This window comes from Dryocola clanedunensis subsp. sulfonylureivorans (genome assembly GCF_016756775.1).
Lineage (GTDB): Bacteria > Pseudomonadota > Gammaproteobacteria > Enterobacterales > Enterobacteriaceae > Dryocola > Dryocola clanedunensis.
The window spans coordinates 48,665-65,647 of record NZ_JAERMU010000012.1; the positions used below are offsets into that span (position 1 = coordinate 48,665).

Here is a 16,983-nt window from a genome sequence, read left to right on the forward strand (position 1 = left end):
CTTAAACGCGTTCGATAATCAGTGCAATCCCCTGGCCTACGCCGATACACATCGTGCATAACGCATAGCGTCCGCCGGTCCGCTTTAGCTGATAAGCCGCCGCCATTGCCAGACGACCACCTGATGCGCCAAGCGGATGGCCTAATGCGATGGCCCCGCCGTTTGGATTGACGTGTTCTGCGTCATCCGGCAGGCCTAAATCTCGCATGACCGCCAGCGCCTGTGCGGCGAAAGCTTCATTTAATTCAATCACATCCATCTGCTCTAGCGTTAGCCCTGTTTGTGCCAGCACTTTGCGAACAGCCGGAGCCGGGCCAAAACCCATGATACGAGGGGCGACGCCTGCGGTCGCCACGCCGACGACTCTCGCCAGCGGCTCCAGGCCGTTTGCGTTAAGCGCTTGTTCGCCAGCCAGCAGCAATGCGCATGCCCCGTCGTTGACGCCTGATGCATTGCCCGCCGTGACCGTACCGTTTGCTGCCACAACGCCTTTCAGTTTGGCTAATGCTTCAGGCGAGGTGGAACGCGGATGTTCATCACGTTCCAGAAGCAGCGGTTCGCCTTTGCGTTGCGCAATGGAGACCGGGATCAGCTCGTCGGCAAACAATCCCAACTCCTGCGCGCGTGCGGTGCGAAGCTGGCTGCGGAGCGCAAACGCGTCCTGATCTTCGCGATTGATATTGAAATCGCTCGCCACGTTTTCGGCCGTTTCCGGCATGGAGTCCACGCCATACTGCGCTTTCATCAGCGGATTGATAAAGCGCCAGCCGATGGTGGTGTCTTCCATTTTCATGGCGCGACTAAAAGCCGTCTCCGCTTTGCCCATCACAAAGGGCGCACGGGACATACTTTCCACGCCGCCCGCAATCATCAGCTGCGTTTCACCGCTTTTGATTGCGCGGGCCGCCACGCCAATTGCATCCAGGCTGGAGCCACAGAGCCTGTTCAGGGTGCTTCCGGGCACGCTTTCCGGCAGGCCAGCCAGCAAAAGCGCCATACGCGCTACGTTGCGGTTATCCTCCCCGGCCTGATTTGCGCAGCCATAAATCACATCGTCGATCTGTGACCAGTCCAGATTTGGGTGACGGGCAATCAGGGCTTTTAACGGTAACGCCGCGAGATCGTCAGCACGTAAAGCTGCCAGCGTACCGCCATAGCGGCCGAACGGAGTGCGAACGGCGTCGCAGATAAATGCTTGATTCATCATAGTTCCTTACGCGCTTTCTGCCAGTTGTTGAAAGCCCAGTTTGACCGGGGTGAGACGCTGCAGCTCTTCAAACGAGAGGCCGTTGAAGATCTCCCGTACGACTGGCCCGCCGTCGGTGATATCAATGACGGCCAGATCGGTATAGATGCGGCTGACACAGCCCACGCCGGTTAAAGGATAGGTGCAGGTTTCAACGAGCTTGCACTCACCGTCGCAGGTCAGGTGATCCATCATCACAAAGACCTGACGGGCGCCAATGGCCAAGTCCATCGCACCGCCCACGGCTGGGATGGCGTCCGGTGCACCGGTGCTCCAGTTCGCCAGATCGCCCTTTGCAGAAACCTGGTATGCGCCTAAAACGCAAATATCCAGATGGCCGCCGCGCATCATGGCGAAGGAGTCTCCATGATGGAAAAAACAGCCTCCCGTCAGGAGCGTGACCAGCTCTTTGCCGGCGTTAATCAGCTCCGGGTCCTCCTCGCCTGGCGCAGGTTTCGGCCCCATCCCCAGCAGACCATTTTCGCTGTGCAGGAAGATTTCTTTGTCGGCAGGCAGGTAGTTCGCGATGCGGGTTGGCAAGCCAATACCCAGATTGACGTACGCCCCTTCCGGGATATCACGCGCCACGCGCTGGGCCATTTCGTCACGAGTCAGTTTGTTCATATCAGATTTCCTTATGCGCTGCGGGCTGCGTCCGACAGGGTTTCCAGAGAGACAACGCGCTGGACGAAAATCCCCGGCGTCACCACGTTTTCCGGGTCAAGCTCGCCCAGAGCAACCAGACGGCTGACCTCAGCAATGGTGACCGCTGCCGCCGTCGCCATAATAGGCCCGAAGTTACGCGCCGCTTTGCGATAGACGAGATTTCCCCAGCGGTCCCCTTCATGGGCCTTAATCAGGGCAAAGTCAGCTTTCAGCGGATATTCAAGTACGTAATGACGACCGTCGATTTCGCGAGTCTCTTTCCCTTCGGCGAGCGGCGTGCCGTAGCCTGTCGGGGTAAATACCGCCCCCAGACCTGAACCCGCCGCCTGAATGCGCGCGGCCAGATTGCCCTGCGGAACAAGCTCCAGCTCAACTTTGCCGCGGCGATAGAGGTCGTCGAAAATTTGCGAATCAACCTGACGAGGGAACGAACAGATCATTTTGCGCACGCGACCCGCCTTCAGTAGCGCCGCCAGACCCATTTCGCCGTTACCCGCGTTGTTGTTGATGATGGTGAGATCCCGTGCGCCCTGCGCGATCAGCGCATCAATCAGCATTGTTGGCTGCCCTGCGCTGCCAAACCCACCAATCATGATGGTGGCACCATCGCCTATCCCCGCTACCGCCTCTTCGGGCGAAGCCACGCTTTTGTCGATCATCACATGCTCCTTGAAGTGCGAAATTCGCACAAGTTTGCGTTGTTCGCACAAACTGTGAGCCGCTTAACAAAGCCGGTCAAGTTCGATAATCGAAATATGGTGCGATTATCGAACATCGTATAGATTTGTGTATAGAGTGTGATCGACGACGATATTTGGGAGAGAAAGATGCAAAACCAACCGCAGGATTTACCCGCAGGCGACGGCGACCCGTTTAAGGGCGACCCTAATTTCATGGCATCGCTGGCTCGCGGGCTGGAGGTGATACAGGCGTTTACCCCGCAGCGCCGCCTGCTCTCTATTTCGCAGATCAGCCAGAAAACAGGCATCCCACGAGCGGCCGTGCGCCGCTGCCTGTATACCCTGGGAAAACTCGGTTTTGTATACGCGGAAGACGGGAAGAACTTCCAGCTGCGCCCAAGAATTTTGTCGCTGGGACACGCTTATCTCGCCTCTACGCCGCTGGCGAAATCTACCCAGCCGGTGCTTAAACACCTGAGTGAAATGCTCAATGAGTCCTGTTCGATTGCGACGCTGGACGGGGACGATATTTTGTATATCGCGCGCGCCTCAAGCTCGCGCATCATGACTATCGATCTGGATATTGGCAGCAGGCTGCCGGCCTGGTCTACTTCGATGGGCCGTGTCCTGTTGAGCTGTCTCCCGGAAGGACAGCTGACAGATTTTCTGGGGCGCATCACCATGATTCGCTATACGCCGCATACGGTTGAATCCGTGGCAAAATTACGTGAGGAGCTGAAACGCGTACGCCAGCAGGGGTATGCGTTAAACGATCAGGAGTTAGAGATGGGGTTACGGTCAATTGCCGTGCCGCTGGTTAACCCGGAGGGCGTCGTCGTGGCCGCGCTGAACGTGGGGGTTCATGCCGGACAGGTATCGGCTGAAGAGCTGCGCAGCCGCGTGCTGCCAAAATTGCAGCAGGCTGCGCAGGAACTCTCTTTGCTGCTGAAATAGACCGCTAACGGCTGCGTTTGGCGTGGCGCTCCCAGTTGTCGAGCTTTGCCTGAGCGGATTTTTTCAGCGCCACATAGCAGGCCCCGCTGCCGCCGTGATACGGCATCGCGCAGCAAAATGCCTGCACCTCTTCAAACTCCATCAGCCAGCGTGCGAGGTAGCTGCGTACGACGTTGGCATGGGAACGATCTTCGCGCCCTTTTCCATGAACGATAAGTAAATTGCGCAGCCCGTCCTGCTTTGCCTGCTGAATGTAAGCAAACAGCAGCTGGCGGCACTGTTCAACAGGCTGGCGTAGCAGATTCAGACTGGCTTCCTGGCTATATTTTCCCAGACGAAGCTTATCCAGCACGCCGATTTGCAGCCCTTCGCGTTTGTACTCAAGCTGCGTCGCGAGGGGCACGATCTCAAGAAAACCGATGGTCAGGAAATTATCGAGCTGTAACGCATCGATCTTGCGTGGCGCTTTTTCTTTGACCGGTTTGAGCCACTGGCTGCTGCTGCAATCTTTCAGCGGTTTGACATCCTCCATGGCGTCAAGAAACAGCGATTTGTCGTCAAGGTTCATGAACAATCCTCCAGGCTCGGCATCTCGGGCTACTATAACCGCCGACATCCCCTTCCTCAACGGCTTCTACCTGAACAGGACGCGATAATGTCGGCAGGTCTCCCTCTTCTGGAGTAGCCGATCTTCTAATCTTTTTGGGTGTCTGGTTGCGCCGTCGGGACTCGTGATATCTTATTTGGCTGTGGAACAGATCGGGAATGTCCCCGCCCCTGTAAAGACACGGAGCGCATCATGTTGACACTGCTGGAAGATAAAATTGCAACGCCGCTAGGACCATTATGGATCCTCTGTGATGAGCAGTTCCGACTGCGTGCGGTGGAATGGGATGAGCACAGCGACAGGATGGAACAGCTTTTAGGCATTCACTATCGTGCGCAGGGCTATCAGCGCGTCAGCAGCGCAAACCCGGGTGGTCTAAGCAGAAAGCTCTGTGATTACTTTGAGGGCGACCTGAGCGTCATCGAAACATTGCCTACCGCCACATCGGGGACAGACTTTCAGCGCGAAGTCTGGAATACGCTGCGTACCATCCCCTGCGGCCAGGTGATGCACTACGGCCAGCTCGCGGAACAACTTGGCCGTGCGGGTGCGGCACGGGCGGTCGGCGCAGCAAATGGTTCAAATCCCATAAGTATCGTTGTTCCCTGCCACCGTGTTATCGGGCGCAACGGCACAATGACTGGCTATGCGGGGGGTGTGACACGTAAAGAGTGGCTTCTGCGTCACGAAGGTTATCTATTGCTTTAAAGTGACGCCGGGGAGGAATGCACTGCCTGACCAGGCAAAAAATGCGTTGTTAATGCATTGGTGTTTTTCACACCTACTTATTTATCAATAAGATAAAGCCGAATCCCTCAGAATATAAGTGACTATATTCTTAATGGGGATTCGTCATACTTACGTGCCCGGCAAAAAGATGTTAAAATTGACCAATATCAATTACTGCCCGAGCATATCTATGATCCCTGAAAAGCGAATTATCCGACGCATTCAGTCTGGCGGTTGTGCTATCCATTGCCAGGATTGCAGCATCAGTCAATTATGCATCCCTTTTACGCTCAATGAGCATGAGCTGGATCAGCTTGATAATATTATTGAGCGAAAAAAACCTATCCAGAAGGGTCAGACCCTGTTTAAAGCGGGTGATGAGCTGAAATCGCTGTACGCTATCCGTTCAGGGACCATTAAAAGCTATACCATCACCGAGCAAGGTGATGAGCAGATCACCGGCTTCCATCTGGCGGGCGATCTCGTCGGTTTTGATGCTATCGGTACAGGTCATCATCCGAGCTTTGCTCAGGCTCTCGAAACGTCTATGGTCTGCGAGATCCCGTTCGAAACGCTGGACGATCTGTCCGGGAAAATGCCCAGTCTGCGTCAGCAGATGATGCGCCTGATGAGCGGCGAGATCAAAGGCGATCAGGACATGATTCTGCTGCTTTCTAAAAAGAATGCGGAAGAACGCCTGGCCGCGTTTATCTACAATCTGTCCCGTCGTTTCGCGCAGCGCGGCTTCTCGCCTCGCGAATTCCGCCTGACGATGACCCGTGGCGACATCGGTAACTACCTGGGTCTGACGGTAGAAACCATCAGCCGTTTGCTGGGCCGCTTCCAGAAAAGCGGTATGCTCGCGGTGAAAGGTAAATATATCACTATCGAAAATACCGAGCTGCTTTCGCAGCTGGCTGGACAGTCACGCAACGTTGCCTGATTGATCCTCTCCCTTGCCGGATCGCTAAAATTTTTATGTTTTTGATCCGGCAACGGCTTCCCACCTGTTTCATTCTCTCCTTATGGGTTAATCTTATCTGACAGACTGTGGTTGAACAGTTGTAAGGAGACCCTGTATGGCAAAGTATCAAAACATGCTAGTCGCGATCGATCCTAACCAGGACGACCAGCCTGCCTTGCGGCGTGCGGTTTATCTGCACCAAAGGATTGGCGGCAAAATCAAAGCATTTTTGCCGATCTATGATTTTTCCTATGAAATGACCACCCTCTTATCGCCTGATGAACGCACAGCAATGCGCAAAGGCGTTATCAGCCAGCGTGCGGCCTGGATAAAAGAGCAGGCGCAGTACTATATCGAAGCCGGTGTTCCCATTGAAATCAAAGTGGTTTGGCACAACCGGCCTTTCGAAGCCATCATTCAGGAAGTCATCAGTGGCGATCACGATCTGCTGCTCAAAATGACTCATCAGCACGACAAACTCGAAGCGGTCATTTTTACCCCAACGGACTGGCATCTGCTGCGTAAATGCCCGTGTCCGGTATGGATGGTTAACGAGAAGCCCTGGCCTGAAGGTGGGAAGGCGCTGGTCGCGGTTAATCTCGCGAGCGAAGAGCAGTATCACAACGCGCTCAACGAAAAGCTGGTCAAAGAGACGCTTCAGCTGGCAGAGGTTGCTAACCATACGGAAGTGCATCTGGTCGGTGCCTATCCGGTAACGCCAATTAATATTGCTATCGAACTGCCGGATTTTGATCCGAGCGTGTATAACGATGCTATTCGCGGCCAGCATCTCGTTGCGATGAAAGCTATTCGCCAGCAGTTTGGCATCGACGAGAAAATGACGCACGTCGAGAAAGGCCTGCCAGAAGAGGTGATCCCGGATCTTGCGGAACATTTGCAGGCAGGGATTGTGGTACTGGGTACAGTGGGTCGCACCGGGCTTTCCGCCGCGTTCCTCGGCAACACCGCCGAACAGGTTATCGATCATCTGCGTTGCGATTTATTAGTCATCAAACCGGACTCTTACCAGACGCCGGTTGAACTGGACGATGATGAAGACGATTAATTACTGATGCTAATAAAAGGCCGCCCGTGCAGAACATGGGCGGCCTTTTTGTTTATATTCATACTGGCAATATACAGGCGAAAAAAAACCGCCCCGGAAGGCGGTTTTGAGAAACGTCTCGCAAATCAGAGCGATTTAAGTATCGCTTCTACGCTGGCCTTGGCATCGCCAAACAGCATTTGCGTATTGTCCTTAAAGAACAGCGGGTTCTGAACGCCAGCGTAACCGGTATTCATCGAACGCTTGAAGACAATCACGTTCTGCGCTTTCCACACCTCAAGCACCGGCATGCCGGCAATCGGACTGCGCGGATCTTCCTGAGCTGCAGGGTTAACCGTGTCGTTAGCACCGATAACCAGCACGGTGTCTGTATCGGTGAAATCATCGTTGATTTCATCCATTTCCAGCACCACGTCATAAGGCACGCGCGCTTCTGCCAGCAACACGTTCATATGGCCTGGTAAACGCCCGGCAACCGGATGAATACCGAAGCGCACTTTGATACCGCGAGCGCGAAGTTTTTCAGTGATTTCAGCCACCGGATACTGCGCCTGGGCCACAGCCATGCCGTAGCCCGGGGTGATGATCACAGAACTGGAGTTTTTCAGCATTTCTGCGGTTTCTTCCGCTGTGATTTCACGGTGTTCACCCGCTTCTTCATCTTCACCCGTTGAAGAACCATCGGTACCGAACCCCCCCGCAATCACGCTGATAAACGAACGGTTCATCGCTTTACACATGATGTAGGACAGAATCGCCCCCGAAGAACCCACCAGCGCCCCGGTGACAATCAGCAAGTCGTTGCTGAGCATAAAGCCCGCCGCCGCCGCCGCCCAGCCGGAGTAAGAGTTCAGCATGGAAACCACAACCGGCATATCCGCACCGCCGATTGAAGCCACCAGATGCCAGCCAACGACCAGCGCAATGATGGTCATCAGCAGCAGAGCCAGAACCTGCAGGCCCACGCTTTCAGTGCGCACAAATACGATCATCAGTGCAAATGAGGCGACGATCGCTGCCAGATTCAGCTTGTGGCGGTTTGGCAGCATCAGCGGTTTAGAAGAGATTTTTCCGCACAGCTTACCGAAGGCCACGATAGAACCGGTGAAGGTCACCGCACCGATGAAGATGCCGAGGAACACTTCCGTTAAATGGATGTTTTCCATCACCGGCTCAAGGCCAGGCGCATGATCCAGATAGCTGTTGAAGCCAACCAGAACGGCTGCCAGGCCAACGAAGCTGTGCAGAATGGCCACCAGCTCTGGCATTTCGGTCATTTCGACTTTCTTCGCCAGATGGATGCCGATAGCACCACCGATAACCATGGCAACGATAATCCATACCACGTTGCCCGTTTCCGGCCCAAAGATGGTCGCGACCAGCGCGATGGCCATACCGGCCATGCCAAACAGGTTCCCTTGCTTAGAGGTTTCGTGCTTTGAAAGCCCTGCAAGGCTGAAAATAAACAGGATCGCGGCAACAATGTATGCAGCTGTAACTAATCCACCAGACATTTGTTACCCCTTAGTTCTTCCGGAACATTTTCAGCATGCGCTGAGTGACGGTGAAACCACCGAAAATATTGATGCTGGCAATCAGCACGGCGATGAAGCTCAGGAAGCTGACCCAGCCGCCATGACCAATCTGTAACAGAGCACCGACGACGATGATCCCTGAAATGGCGTTGGTGACCGACATCAGCGGCGTATGCAGCGCGTGAGAGACATTCCAGACAACGTAATACCCTACGACGCACGCTAACGCGAAGACGGTAAAGTGGCTAAGGAACTCTTTGGGTGCAACATCGGCAAGCCAGCCGAACAGAATGATCGCAATGGCCATAAAGGCATATTTGCGCCACGGCGAAGCCGGTTTTTTCTCTTCTACAGGCGCGGCAACTTTCGGTTGCGCGGCCTGAGGCTGAGCAGAAACCTGGATTGGCGGTGCAGGCCATGTCACCTCGCCTTCGCGAATAACGGTAACCCCACGGATCACTACGTCTTCGAAATCGACATTGATGTTGCCGTCTTTCTCTTTCGCCAACAGCTTAAGCAGATTGACGAGGTTGGTACCGTAAAGCTGGGAGGACTGCGTAGGCAGGCGGCCTGGTAAATCTGTATAGCCAATGACGCGCACGCCGTTTGGCGTAACGGTAATTTTGTCCGCTACGGTGTATTCACAGTTACCGCCGTTTTGCGCAGCGAGGTCGACTATCACGCTGCCCGGCTGCATGGAGTCAACCATTTCACGGGTGATCAGTTTTGGTGCAGGTTTACCCGGAATCAGAGCGGTAGTCACAATGATGTCTACTTCTTTTGCCTGGGCGGCAAACAGCGCCATTTCCGCTTCAATGAACGCGGCGGACATGACTTTAGCGTAACCATCACCACTGCCCGCTTCTTCTTTGAAGTCGAGTTCAAGGAACTCGGCACCCATGCTCTGTACCTGCTCTTTAACTTCAGGGCGGGTATCGAAAGCGCGCACGATGGCGCCAAGGCTGTTAGCCGCACCGATGGCCGCAAGGCCCGCAACGCCAGCGCCGATAACCATCACTTTTGCCGGTGGTACCTTGCCTGCAGCGGTAATTTGCCCGGTAAAGAAGCGGCCAAACTCATGGGCTGCTTCAACGATGGCGCGATAACCGGCAATGTTTGCCATTGAGCTAAGCGCATCAAGAGACTGGGCGCGGGAAATACGCGGGACAGAATCCATAGCCATTACGGTGACATTGCGCGCTGCCAGCTTTTCCAGCAACTCCGCATTTTGCGCAGGCCAGATGAAACTCACAAGCGTAGACCCTTCACGCATGAGCTCAATTTCACTGTCCTGCGGTGCATTCACTTTTAAAATGATATCTGACTGCCAGACGTCCGCCGTGTCGGTAACGGTGGCCCCAGCGGCCTGAAAAGCTTCGTCTTCGAAGCTTGCCAGCTTCCCTGCACCACTTTCAATGGCGACAGTGAAGCCAAGTTTCAGCAGTTGTTCCACGGTTTTCGGTGTGGCAGCCACACGGGATTCACCGGCCCACCGCTCTTTTGGTACACCAATACGCATAGTATTCCCTTCAATCTGTTTTTTTATGATGGTTTGTCAGAATTTGCCGCAGTCCACAAAGCGCGCTGCCCTGAGGTCTGACCAACGCAATTTCAGCTACCGCTTCAACAAAAAATACATCTGTAACAAACTTTTTATAACCTACTGAAAATAACGCCTGTGATCCACATCATGATCGCAGTATTTGTATCTTTACCGCAAAATCGAAGGGTCAATGCCCTCAGACAGCTTTTTTTAACTAAATTTCTTTCTCAACGCCTGATATTACGCTTAAGCGAAGCGCTAAAACAGCGTTCTACACGGCACAAAATCACTGTTTTAACATTGTATTAACCAAATAAGTGATAAGATTTATCGAATTTAGTGGTCAACGGGCCAATTTCATCAGCTATACATTTTCGTGATGAAAATTAACTGCCTGGAAGATCACCACTTTGAAAAATGGCGCAGACAGTAGCACCGTTCTAATGCAATAATCTGCGGCTTACAGATACTTTCAGAGAATGCGGTTTAAGTATTCATTTTTGCGCAAGGCGAAGGACTATTTTATGAAGCTCAAGAACACCCTTCTGGCGTCAGCTCTTATCTCACTGACAACTCTGTCCGCTCAAGCGGCTCAGGAACTGACACCAGAGCAAGCGGCCTCTCTTAAACCTTTTGATCGCATCGTCGTGACGGGTCGTTTTAATGCGATCAACGATGCGGCCAAAGCCGTTTCTCGTCGTGCGGACGATGCAGGCGCCGCTTCTTTCTATATTCAGGATCTCAACGACGCAGGTAACAGCGGTAACTGGCGCGTGGTGGCGGATATCTACCACACAGACGCCCCTAAAGCTGATGTAAAAGGCAACCGTGTGATTAATGGCGTTATGGAGCTGCCAAAAGATCAGGCTTACCTGCTGGAGCCATTTGATACCGTGACTATCCAGGGCTTTTATCGTAGCCAGCCGGAAGTTAACGACGTAATAAGTAAAGCAGCTAAAGAAAAAGGTGCGGCATCTTTCTTTATCGTGCGTCAGGTTGATGCAAACCAGGGTGGCAACCAGCGCATCACTGCTTTTATTTATAAATCCGATGCGCCAAAACGCGTTGTGCAAAGTCCCGATGCTATCCCTGCTGATTCAGAAGCGGGCAAAGCGGCACTGGCTGCTGGTGGCGTTGCGGCGACGAAAGTTGAAATTCCGGGCGTGGCATCCTCCTCTGCGCCAAGCAGTGATGTTGGCCGCTTCTTCGAAACCCAGTCTTCTAAAGGGGGTCGTTACACGGTAACGCTTCCGGACGGCACGAAAGTTGAAGAAGTGAATAAAGTGACGGCAGCACAGATGGTGCCATTCGACAGCGTTCAGTTTACCGGCCACTTTAATGGTATGACCGACGTCTCCTACCAGGTGGCGAAGCGCGCGGCGAAGAAAGGGGCTAAGTACTACCACGTTACCCGCCAGTGGCAAGAGCGCGGCGGTAACATGACCATCAGCGCCGACCTCTACAAATAAGTTCATTTTCCTTACGGGGCAGCCACGGCTGCCCTTAGATTGCTGACAAAGAAGGAAACAGCGTGGTTTTTCCTTCTTTGTGGTAAACAGGCGAAAATCAATGAATTGATTTTCCTTGTTATTTATTCGGTGAGATCTTTGCGAAACGCATTCGCTTTAGGTTTGTCATCAGTCTGGGGGCAGCCACGGCTGCCCTTTTTATGCCTTCATTCCACCTGATTAGTCCAATTTATGGCACATGTCATTGCAAGGCGTGTTCACACTCCGTAAAATCCCGCGCCTTAGTGTGATCCACCATATTTATGCTCTAAAGCATAATAATTATTCTGGATCCCTTCTTACTGATACTGGACACTGATGGAAAAGAAACTTGGCCTTGCGGCATTAACAGCACTGGTTCTTAGCTCTATGCTCGGCGCAGGGGTGTTTAGCCTGCCGCAGAATATGGCGGCCGTTGCGAGTCCTGCGGCGTTACTGATCGGCTGGGCAATTACCGGCGCAGGCATTCTCCTGCTGGCCCTGGCAATGCTCGTTCTCACCCGCCTGCGTCCCGACCTTGATGGAGGCATTTTCACCTATGCCCGTGAAGGTTTTGGTGAGCTAATCGGTTTCTGTTCCGCGTGGGGCTACTGGCTTTGCGCCGTCATCGCCAACGTCTCTTATCTGGTGATTGTCTTTTCCGCTTTAAGCTTCTTCACCGATACGCCAGAGCTGCGTCTGTTTGGCGATGGCAACACCTGGCAGGCGATAGTCGGCGCGTCGGTACTGCTATGGATGGTGCACTGGCTGGTGCTCCGTGGCGTCCAGACGGCGGCAAGCATCAATCTGGCTGCGACGCTCGCCAAGCTCCTGCCGCTCGGGATGTTTATCATCCTGGCGGCGATGACCTTTCAGCTTCGCACCTTTAGCCTCGACTTTAGCGGCCTGGAATTAGGTATTCCCGTGTGGGAACAGGTGAAGAACACCATGCTCATTACGCTATGGGTATTCATCGGCGTTGAAGGCGCTGTTGTGGTTTCGGCCCGCGCCCGCAATAAAAAAGACGTTGGTCGTGCGACGCTGCTTGCGGTCATTGCGGCACTTGGCGTCTACCTATTGGTGACTTTGTTGTCTCTTGGCGTTGTAGCGCGTCCGGAGCTGGCGACAATGCGTAACCCCTCTATGGCCGGTATTATGGTGGATATGCTGGGACCGTGGGGTGAAGTGATTATCGCTGCAGGCCTGATTGTTTCCGTCTGCGGTGCCTACCTGAGCTGGACTATCATGGCGGCAGAAGTGCCTTTGCTGGCGGCGACGCACCGAGCCTTCCCAAAGATCTTTGCTCGCCAGAACAAAAATAATGCCCCTTCTTCATCACTTTGGTTAACCAACATCAGCGTGCAGGTTTGTCTGGTTCTGATTTGGCTGACCGGTTCGGATTACAACACGCTGCTGACGATTGCCTCCGAGATGATCCTCGTCCCCTATTTCCTGGTGGGGGCTTTCTTGCTGAAAGTGGCTGCCCGTCCGCTGCACAAGGCCATTGGGCTGGGTGCCTGCATTTATGGCTTATGGCTTCTGTATGCTTCCGGCCCCATGCATCTGCTGCTTTCAGTGGTATTGTACGCGCCTGGATTACTTGTCTTTATCTATGCCCGCCGCACCCATGCGCATGAAGGTATCCTGAAGGTTCAGGAAAAAACGATCATCGGCATGATTCTGGTCGCCGCAGTCCCGGCAACATGGATGTTGATGAGGTAACGACGGTTTGCCCGCGATGAGGAGCCAGTAATGACGACAGAGCTAACCCCCAGGCCAATTTTGATAACAGGGGCAGGCCGCCGCATTGGGCTTGCCCTTGCGAAAGAGTTTCTGGCTTGTCATCAGCCGGTGATAGTCAGCTTTCGGACTCGTTACTCGGCCATTGACGAGCTGGAACAGGCCGGTGCGCTGTGTCTTTTCGCGGATTTTTCCACAGATGCGGGTATTCATACTTTCGCAGCCGCAGTTATGGAAAGATGTAGCGGCCTGCGTGCCATCATCCATAATGCCAGCGCCTGGCAAGCGGAATCAAAAGACAGACCGCTGAGTGAAACCCTTGCCGCCATGCTGCAAATTCACGTCAACGCGCCCTATCTGCTTAATCACCTGCTGGAACCGTTGCTTCGTGGTCATGGCCAGGCCAGCACCGATATCATTCATTTCACCGATTATGTTGTAGAACGAGGCAGCGATAAGCATATTGCCTACGCCGCCAGCAAAGCGGCATTAGATAATCTGACCCGTTCGTTTGCCCGCAAGCTGGCACCGGAGGTTAAAGTTAACGCTATCGCCCCGGCCATGATCATGTTCAACGACCACGATAGTGCGCAGTACCGTCAGGAAGCGCTGAACAAATCACTGATGAAAATTGCCCCCGGTGAAGCGGAGATTGTGGCGCTGGTAAAATATCTGCTGGCGAGTCGCTATGTTACGGGAAGAACCCACGCCGTGGACGGCGGCCGCCCCCTGCGATAAATTTGTTTACCTACCGTTGATAGCATAATAGATTCGCTCAGTGTATTTTCCTCTTTTCTTCTAATGTGCCGGGTTATGAACAAAATCGTATATGTGGAAGACGATCCCGAGGTCGGCTCGCTGATTGCCGCTTACCTGGGAAAACACGACATTGATGTCATCGTCGAAAGCCGTGGCGACCGCGCGGAAGAAGTGATTAAGCAGCAGCAGCCAGACCTGGTGCTGTTAGACGTGATGCTTCCCGGCAAAGATGGTATGACCCTGTGTCGCGATCTTCGCCCGCAGTGGGACGGCCCAATTGTGCTGCTGACCTCGCTGGACAGCGATATGAATCATATTCTGTCGCTGGAGATGGGCGCTAACGATTACATTCTCAAAACCACTCCCCCCGCCGTGTTGCTGGCACGGTTGCGGCTGCATCTTCGGCAGAGAATTTCCGCCCAACATACCGCTGAAACCACTCCAACGACACTGAAGCCACATAAAGCGACGCGCTTCGGCACGCTGTGCATTGACCCCCTTAATCGTCAGGTCACGCTGGGTGAAGAGAATATCGCGCTGTCGACGGCGGATTTCGATTTGCTGTGGGAGCTGGCGACACATGCAGGGCAGATTATGGATCGGGATGCTTTGCTCAAAAATCTGCGCGGGGTAAGTTATGACGGCATGGACCGGAGCGTGGATGTTGCTATATCGCGCCTGCGCAAGAAACTTTACGACAGCGCAACTGAGCCGTTCCGTATAAAGACAGTGCGTAATAAAGGCTATCTTTTCGCGCCGCACGCCTGGGAAAGCGAAGCCTGAAAAGGCTCTCAGGCTCGCTCCTGGGCCTTAGTGGTGCAGCATTTCGTCCACCACCTGCGCCTTCGTCATGTTGTAAGGGTAAAACGTTGGCCAGTTATCCATCTCTTTTAGCAGCGCTTCCTGCGACGTATTGCCCATAAATATATGGAAATGCAGGGATTTGCGCGGGCTGATAATGTGGTCGCTAAACTGCACATATTTAGGTGCCTTTGAACGGGCATCTTTGCATTCAAACAGATAGCGAACACCCTTCTTTCCCGATGCATAGTTCAGAATTTTGTAACCGGCGTAGGAGTACTCACAGGCGCTGACGTTTTTACCGACGTGAAATTCCATCACGTTGTTCTCGATGCCGATAGTATCAATGTCGGTGGCATAACCTGCCTTGTAGTACGCCTCCAGATCGCTAATCGACTTTCCGGTTTGCTTCGCCTTTTTCTCAAGAACGGGCGTGAGATCGCCATTCTGCATATAAGGATTTAGCGACTGCCAGATACCTTCCCAGTCGCTCAGCGCGCGATCTTTCACATTGGCATTAGCAAACACACCCTCGCTCGCTTTTTGTTCAACCTCGCTTAAAGGCTTTCCATGACTGTGCCCGTGAGCAAAGGTCTGTTGAACAGTTAATAAGGCTCCCATCCCAACGATTAAAAGGGCTTTTCTCATCTGGCTACGCTCTCCTGCGTGTGCATGAATAATGAGATGATGTTATAACATAACAATTCTGTATTCAACCCCACATCACGTGTGGCGCGCAGGCAAATTTGTTTTCATAGCCAGGTAGAATGGACACAGGCATACTCTTTTCCCTGTAATGCCTCCAACCGGTGGCCGAGAATAAAACGTAATCAGGCTGGCGATTTTTAATGAAAAAACTTTTTATTCAGTTTTATCTCCTGCTGTTTGTCTGCTTCCTGGTGATGACCATGCTGGTCGGGCTGGTTTATAAATTCACCGCCGAGCGCGCGGGCCGCCAGTCGCTTGACGATTTAATGAAAAGCTCGTTGTATCTGATGCGCAGCGAGCTTCGTGAAATCCCCCCTCGTGACTGGAACAAGACCATCAACGATCTTGACCTCAATCTCTCTTTTAAACTGAACATCGAGCCGATGAGCAAGTTTAAGCTCGATGAGATGACTGCCCGCCACCTGCGGGAAGGCGAAATTGTCGCCCTCGACGACGAGTACACGTTTATCCAGCGCATCCCTCGCAGCCATTACGTGCTGGCGGTTGGCCCTATTCCCTACCTCTTTTTCCTGCATCAGATGCGCCTGCTGGACGTCGGGCTGATGATATTTATCGCCATCTCACTCGCCTTCCCGGTATTCATCTGGATGCGCCCCCACTGGCAGGACATGTTGAAACTGGAGACGGCAGCGCAGCGTCTGGGTAAAGGTCATCTGAATGAGCGGATTCATTTCGACAGCGCCTCCAGCTTTGAGCGCCTTGGCGTAGCCTTCAACCAGATGGCTGACAACATTAATGCGCTAATCGCCAGTAAAAAGTTGTTAATTGACGGTATCGCCCACGAGCTGCGTACGCCGCTGGTTCGCCTGAGGTATCGTCTTGAGATGAGTGAAAATCTGAGCGACGAAGAGTCACAGGCCCTGAATCGCGATATCGGCCAGCTGGAAGGCCTTATTGACGAGCTGCTGACCTACGCCCGCCTCGACCGTCCTCAGACCGAGTTACACCTGGCACCGGTTAACCTTCCTGAATGGATGCAAAACCACATTGCTGATGTGCGTCTGATTCACCCGCATCGTGAAATCGCTCTGCAATGCCCTGCCGCGGGAGATTTCGGCCAGGTTGATTTGCGCCTGCTGGAACGGGTGACGGATAACCTCATTAACAACGCTCTGCGCTACAGCCAGCAACGGCTGCGCGTGAGCCTGAGCATTAATGAGCACATCGCAAGGCTAGTCGTCGAAGACGACGGCCCCGGCATTCCGGTTGAAGAGCGTGAGCATATTTTCCAGCCGTTCGTCCGCCTGGATCCCAGCCGCGACAGGGCAACCGGCGGCTGCGGCCTGGGTCTGGCGATTGTTCATTCCGTCGCGATGGCTATGGGAGGAGCTGTCCGCGTAGACAGCGGCCCTCTGGGCGGCGCACGTTTGCATTTTAGCTGGCCGGTCACCTCTTTTGGCCCAGAGCAAAGCCCCTCGGCGGCCATCAAAACCGCATAATCCTGCCTGACGAAAGCTGCGCTGGTGGTCAGGCTGTC

16 protein-coding genes are annotated in these 16,983 nt (G+C 53.6%); 9 read left to right on the forward strand and 7 right to left on the reverse strand.

The features are described from left to right. Nucleotide 1: 1 nt before the first annotated feature. Genes pcaF through HYQ67_RS13905 form a run of 3 tightly spaced genes read right to left on the reverse strand, consistent with a single transcriptional unit; the run spans nt 2 to nt 2,571 of the window. A complete protein-coding gene (gene pcaF / locus HYQ67_RS13895) occupies nt 2-1,204 on the reverse strand; it encodes a 3-oxoadipyl-CoA thiolase (RefSeq protein ID WP_202304276.1) in 1,203 nt (400 codons plus the stop codon). Between the two features lie 9 nt (nt 1,205-1,213). Then, complete coding sequence (locus HYQ67_RS13900; protein WP_202304277.1) at nt 1,214-1,870, reverse strand: 3-oxoacid CoA-transferase subunit B; 657 nt, start codon at nt 1,868-1,870, stop codon at nt 1,214-1,216. Between the two features lie 11 nt (nt 1,871-1,881). Beyond that, nucleotides 1,882-2,571 carry a 3-oxoacid CoA-transferase subunit A gene (locus HYQ67_RS13905; RefSeq protein WP_202304278.1) on the reverse strand — a complete coding sequence of 230 codons (690 nt, stop codon included), beginning with the start codon at nt 2,569-2,571 and terminating at the stop codon, nt 1,882-1,884. A 168-nt stretch (nt 2,572-2,739) separates the two neighbouring features. On the opposite strand from HYQ67_RS13905, the gene HYQ67_RS13910 reads away from it, so the two are divergent. Beyond that, entirely contained in the window at nt 2,740-3,546 is an 807-nt protein-coding gene (locus HYQ67_RS13910) for an IclR family transcriptional regulator domain-containing protein (RefSeq protein WP_202304279.1), read from the forward strand. 4 nt (nt 3,547-3,550) lie between these two features. Here the strand turns inward: HYQ67_RS13910 and smrA are convergent, their stop codons facing one another. Beyond that, nucleotides 3,551-4,114, reverse strand: a complete 564-nt coding sequence (smrA, locus tag HYQ67_RS13915; RefSeq protein WP_202304280.1) for a DNA endonuclease SmrA — start codon at nt 4,112-4,114, stop codon at nt 3,551-3,553. 231 nt (nt 4,115-4,345) lie between these two features. On the opposite strand from smrA, the gene ogt reads away from it, so the two are divergent. The 3 genes from ogt to uspE all read left to right on the forward strand — a co-directional run bounded on the left by ogt (nt 4,346) and on the right by uspE (nt 6,912). After that, nucleotides 4,346-4,861 carry a methylated-DNA--[protein]-cysteine S-methyltransferase gene (gene ogt, locus HYQ67_RS13920; protein ID WP_202304281.1) on the forward strand — a complete coding sequence of 172 codons (516 nt, stop codon included), beginning with the start codon at nt 4,346-4,348 and terminating at the stop codon, nt 4,859-4,861. 211 nt (nt 4,862-5,072) lie between these two features. Further along, nucleotides 5,073-5,825 (forward strand): fumarate/nitrate reduction transcriptional regulator Fnr, encoded by a 753-nt coding sequence (fnr, locus tag HYQ67_RS13925; RefSeq protein ID WP_202304282.1) that lies wholly within the window; start codon nt 5,073-5,075, stop codon nt 5,823-5,825. 136 nt (nt 5,826-5,961) lie between these two features. Further along, entirely contained in the window at nt 5,962-6,912 is a 951-nt protein-coding gene (gene uspE, locus HYQ67_RS13930; protein WP_202304283.1) for a universal stress protein UspE, read from the forward strand. 125 nt (nt 6,913-7,037) lie between these two features. Here uspE and pntB read toward each other — a convergent pair whose 3' ends face one another. Both pntB and pntA read right to left on the reverse strand, forming a co-directional pair. Next, the gene (pntB, locus tag HYQ67_RS13935; RefSeq protein ID WP_202304284.1) at nt 7,038-8,426 is read right to left on the reverse strand and encodes a Re/Si-specific NAD(P)(+) transhydrogenase subunit beta; all 1,389 of its coding nucleotides are present in this window, start codon (nt 8,424-8,426) and stop codon (nt 7,038-7,040) included. A gap of 10 nt (nt 8,427-8,436) precedes the next feature. Next, nucleotides 8,437-9,966, reverse strand: a complete 1,530-nt coding sequence (gene pntA / locus HYQ67_RS13940; RefSeq protein ID WP_202304285.1) for a Re/Si-specific NAD(P)(+) transhydrogenase subunit alpha — start codon at nt 9,964-9,966, stop codon at nt 8,437-8,439. 548 nt (nt 9,967-10,514) lie between these two features. On the opposite strand from pntA, the gene ydgH reads away from it, so the two are divergent. From ydgH to rstA, 4 genes are all read left to right on the forward strand, one after another. After that, nucleotides 10,515-11,459, forward strand: coding sequence for a DUF1471 family protein YdgH (gene ydgH / locus HYQ67_RS13945; protein WP_202304286.1), 945 nt, complete (start codon nt 10,515-10,517; stop codon nt 11,457-11,459). 357 nt (nt 11,460-11,816) lie between these two features. Then, nucleotides 11,817-13,199, forward strand: coding sequence for an amino acid permease (locus HYQ67_RS13950; RefSeq protein ID WP_202304287.1), 1,383 nt, complete (start codon nt 11,817-11,819; stop codon nt 13,197-13,199). A 30-nt stretch (nt 13,200-13,229) separates the two neighbouring features. Continuing rightward, the gene (gene folM, locus HYQ67_RS13955) at nt 13,230-13,955 is read left to right on the forward strand and encodes a dihydromonapterin reductase (RefSeq protein ID WP_202304288.1); all 726 of its coding nucleotides are present in this window, start codon (nt 13,230-13,232) and stop codon (nt 13,953-13,955) included. 75 nt (nt 13,956-14,030) lie between these two features. Further along, on the forward strand, nt 14,031-14,759 hold the full coding sequence (gene rstA, locus HYQ67_RS13960) for a two-component system response regulator RstA (protein WP_202304289.1): 729 nt from the start codon (nt 14,031-14,033) through the stop codon (nt 14,757-14,759). Between the two features lie 27 nt (nt 14,760-14,786). Here the strand turns inward: rstA and zinT are convergent, their stop codons facing one another. Further along, a complete protein-coding gene (zinT, locus tag HYQ67_RS13965) occupies nt 14,787-15,425 on the reverse strand; it encodes a metal-binding protein ZinT (RefSeq protein ID WP_202304290.1) in 639 nt (212 codons plus the stop codon). 200 nt (nt 15,426-15,625) lie between these two features. Between zinT and rstB the strand changes: the two genes are divergently transcribed. Continuing rightward, nucleotides 15,626-16,945, forward strand: a complete 1,320-nt coding sequence (gene rstB / locus HYQ67_RS13970; protein ID WP_202304291.1) for a two-component system sensor histidine kinase RstB — start codon at nt 15,626-15,628, stop codon at nt 16,943-16,945. Nucleotides 16,946-16,983: the final 38 nt, after the last annotated feature.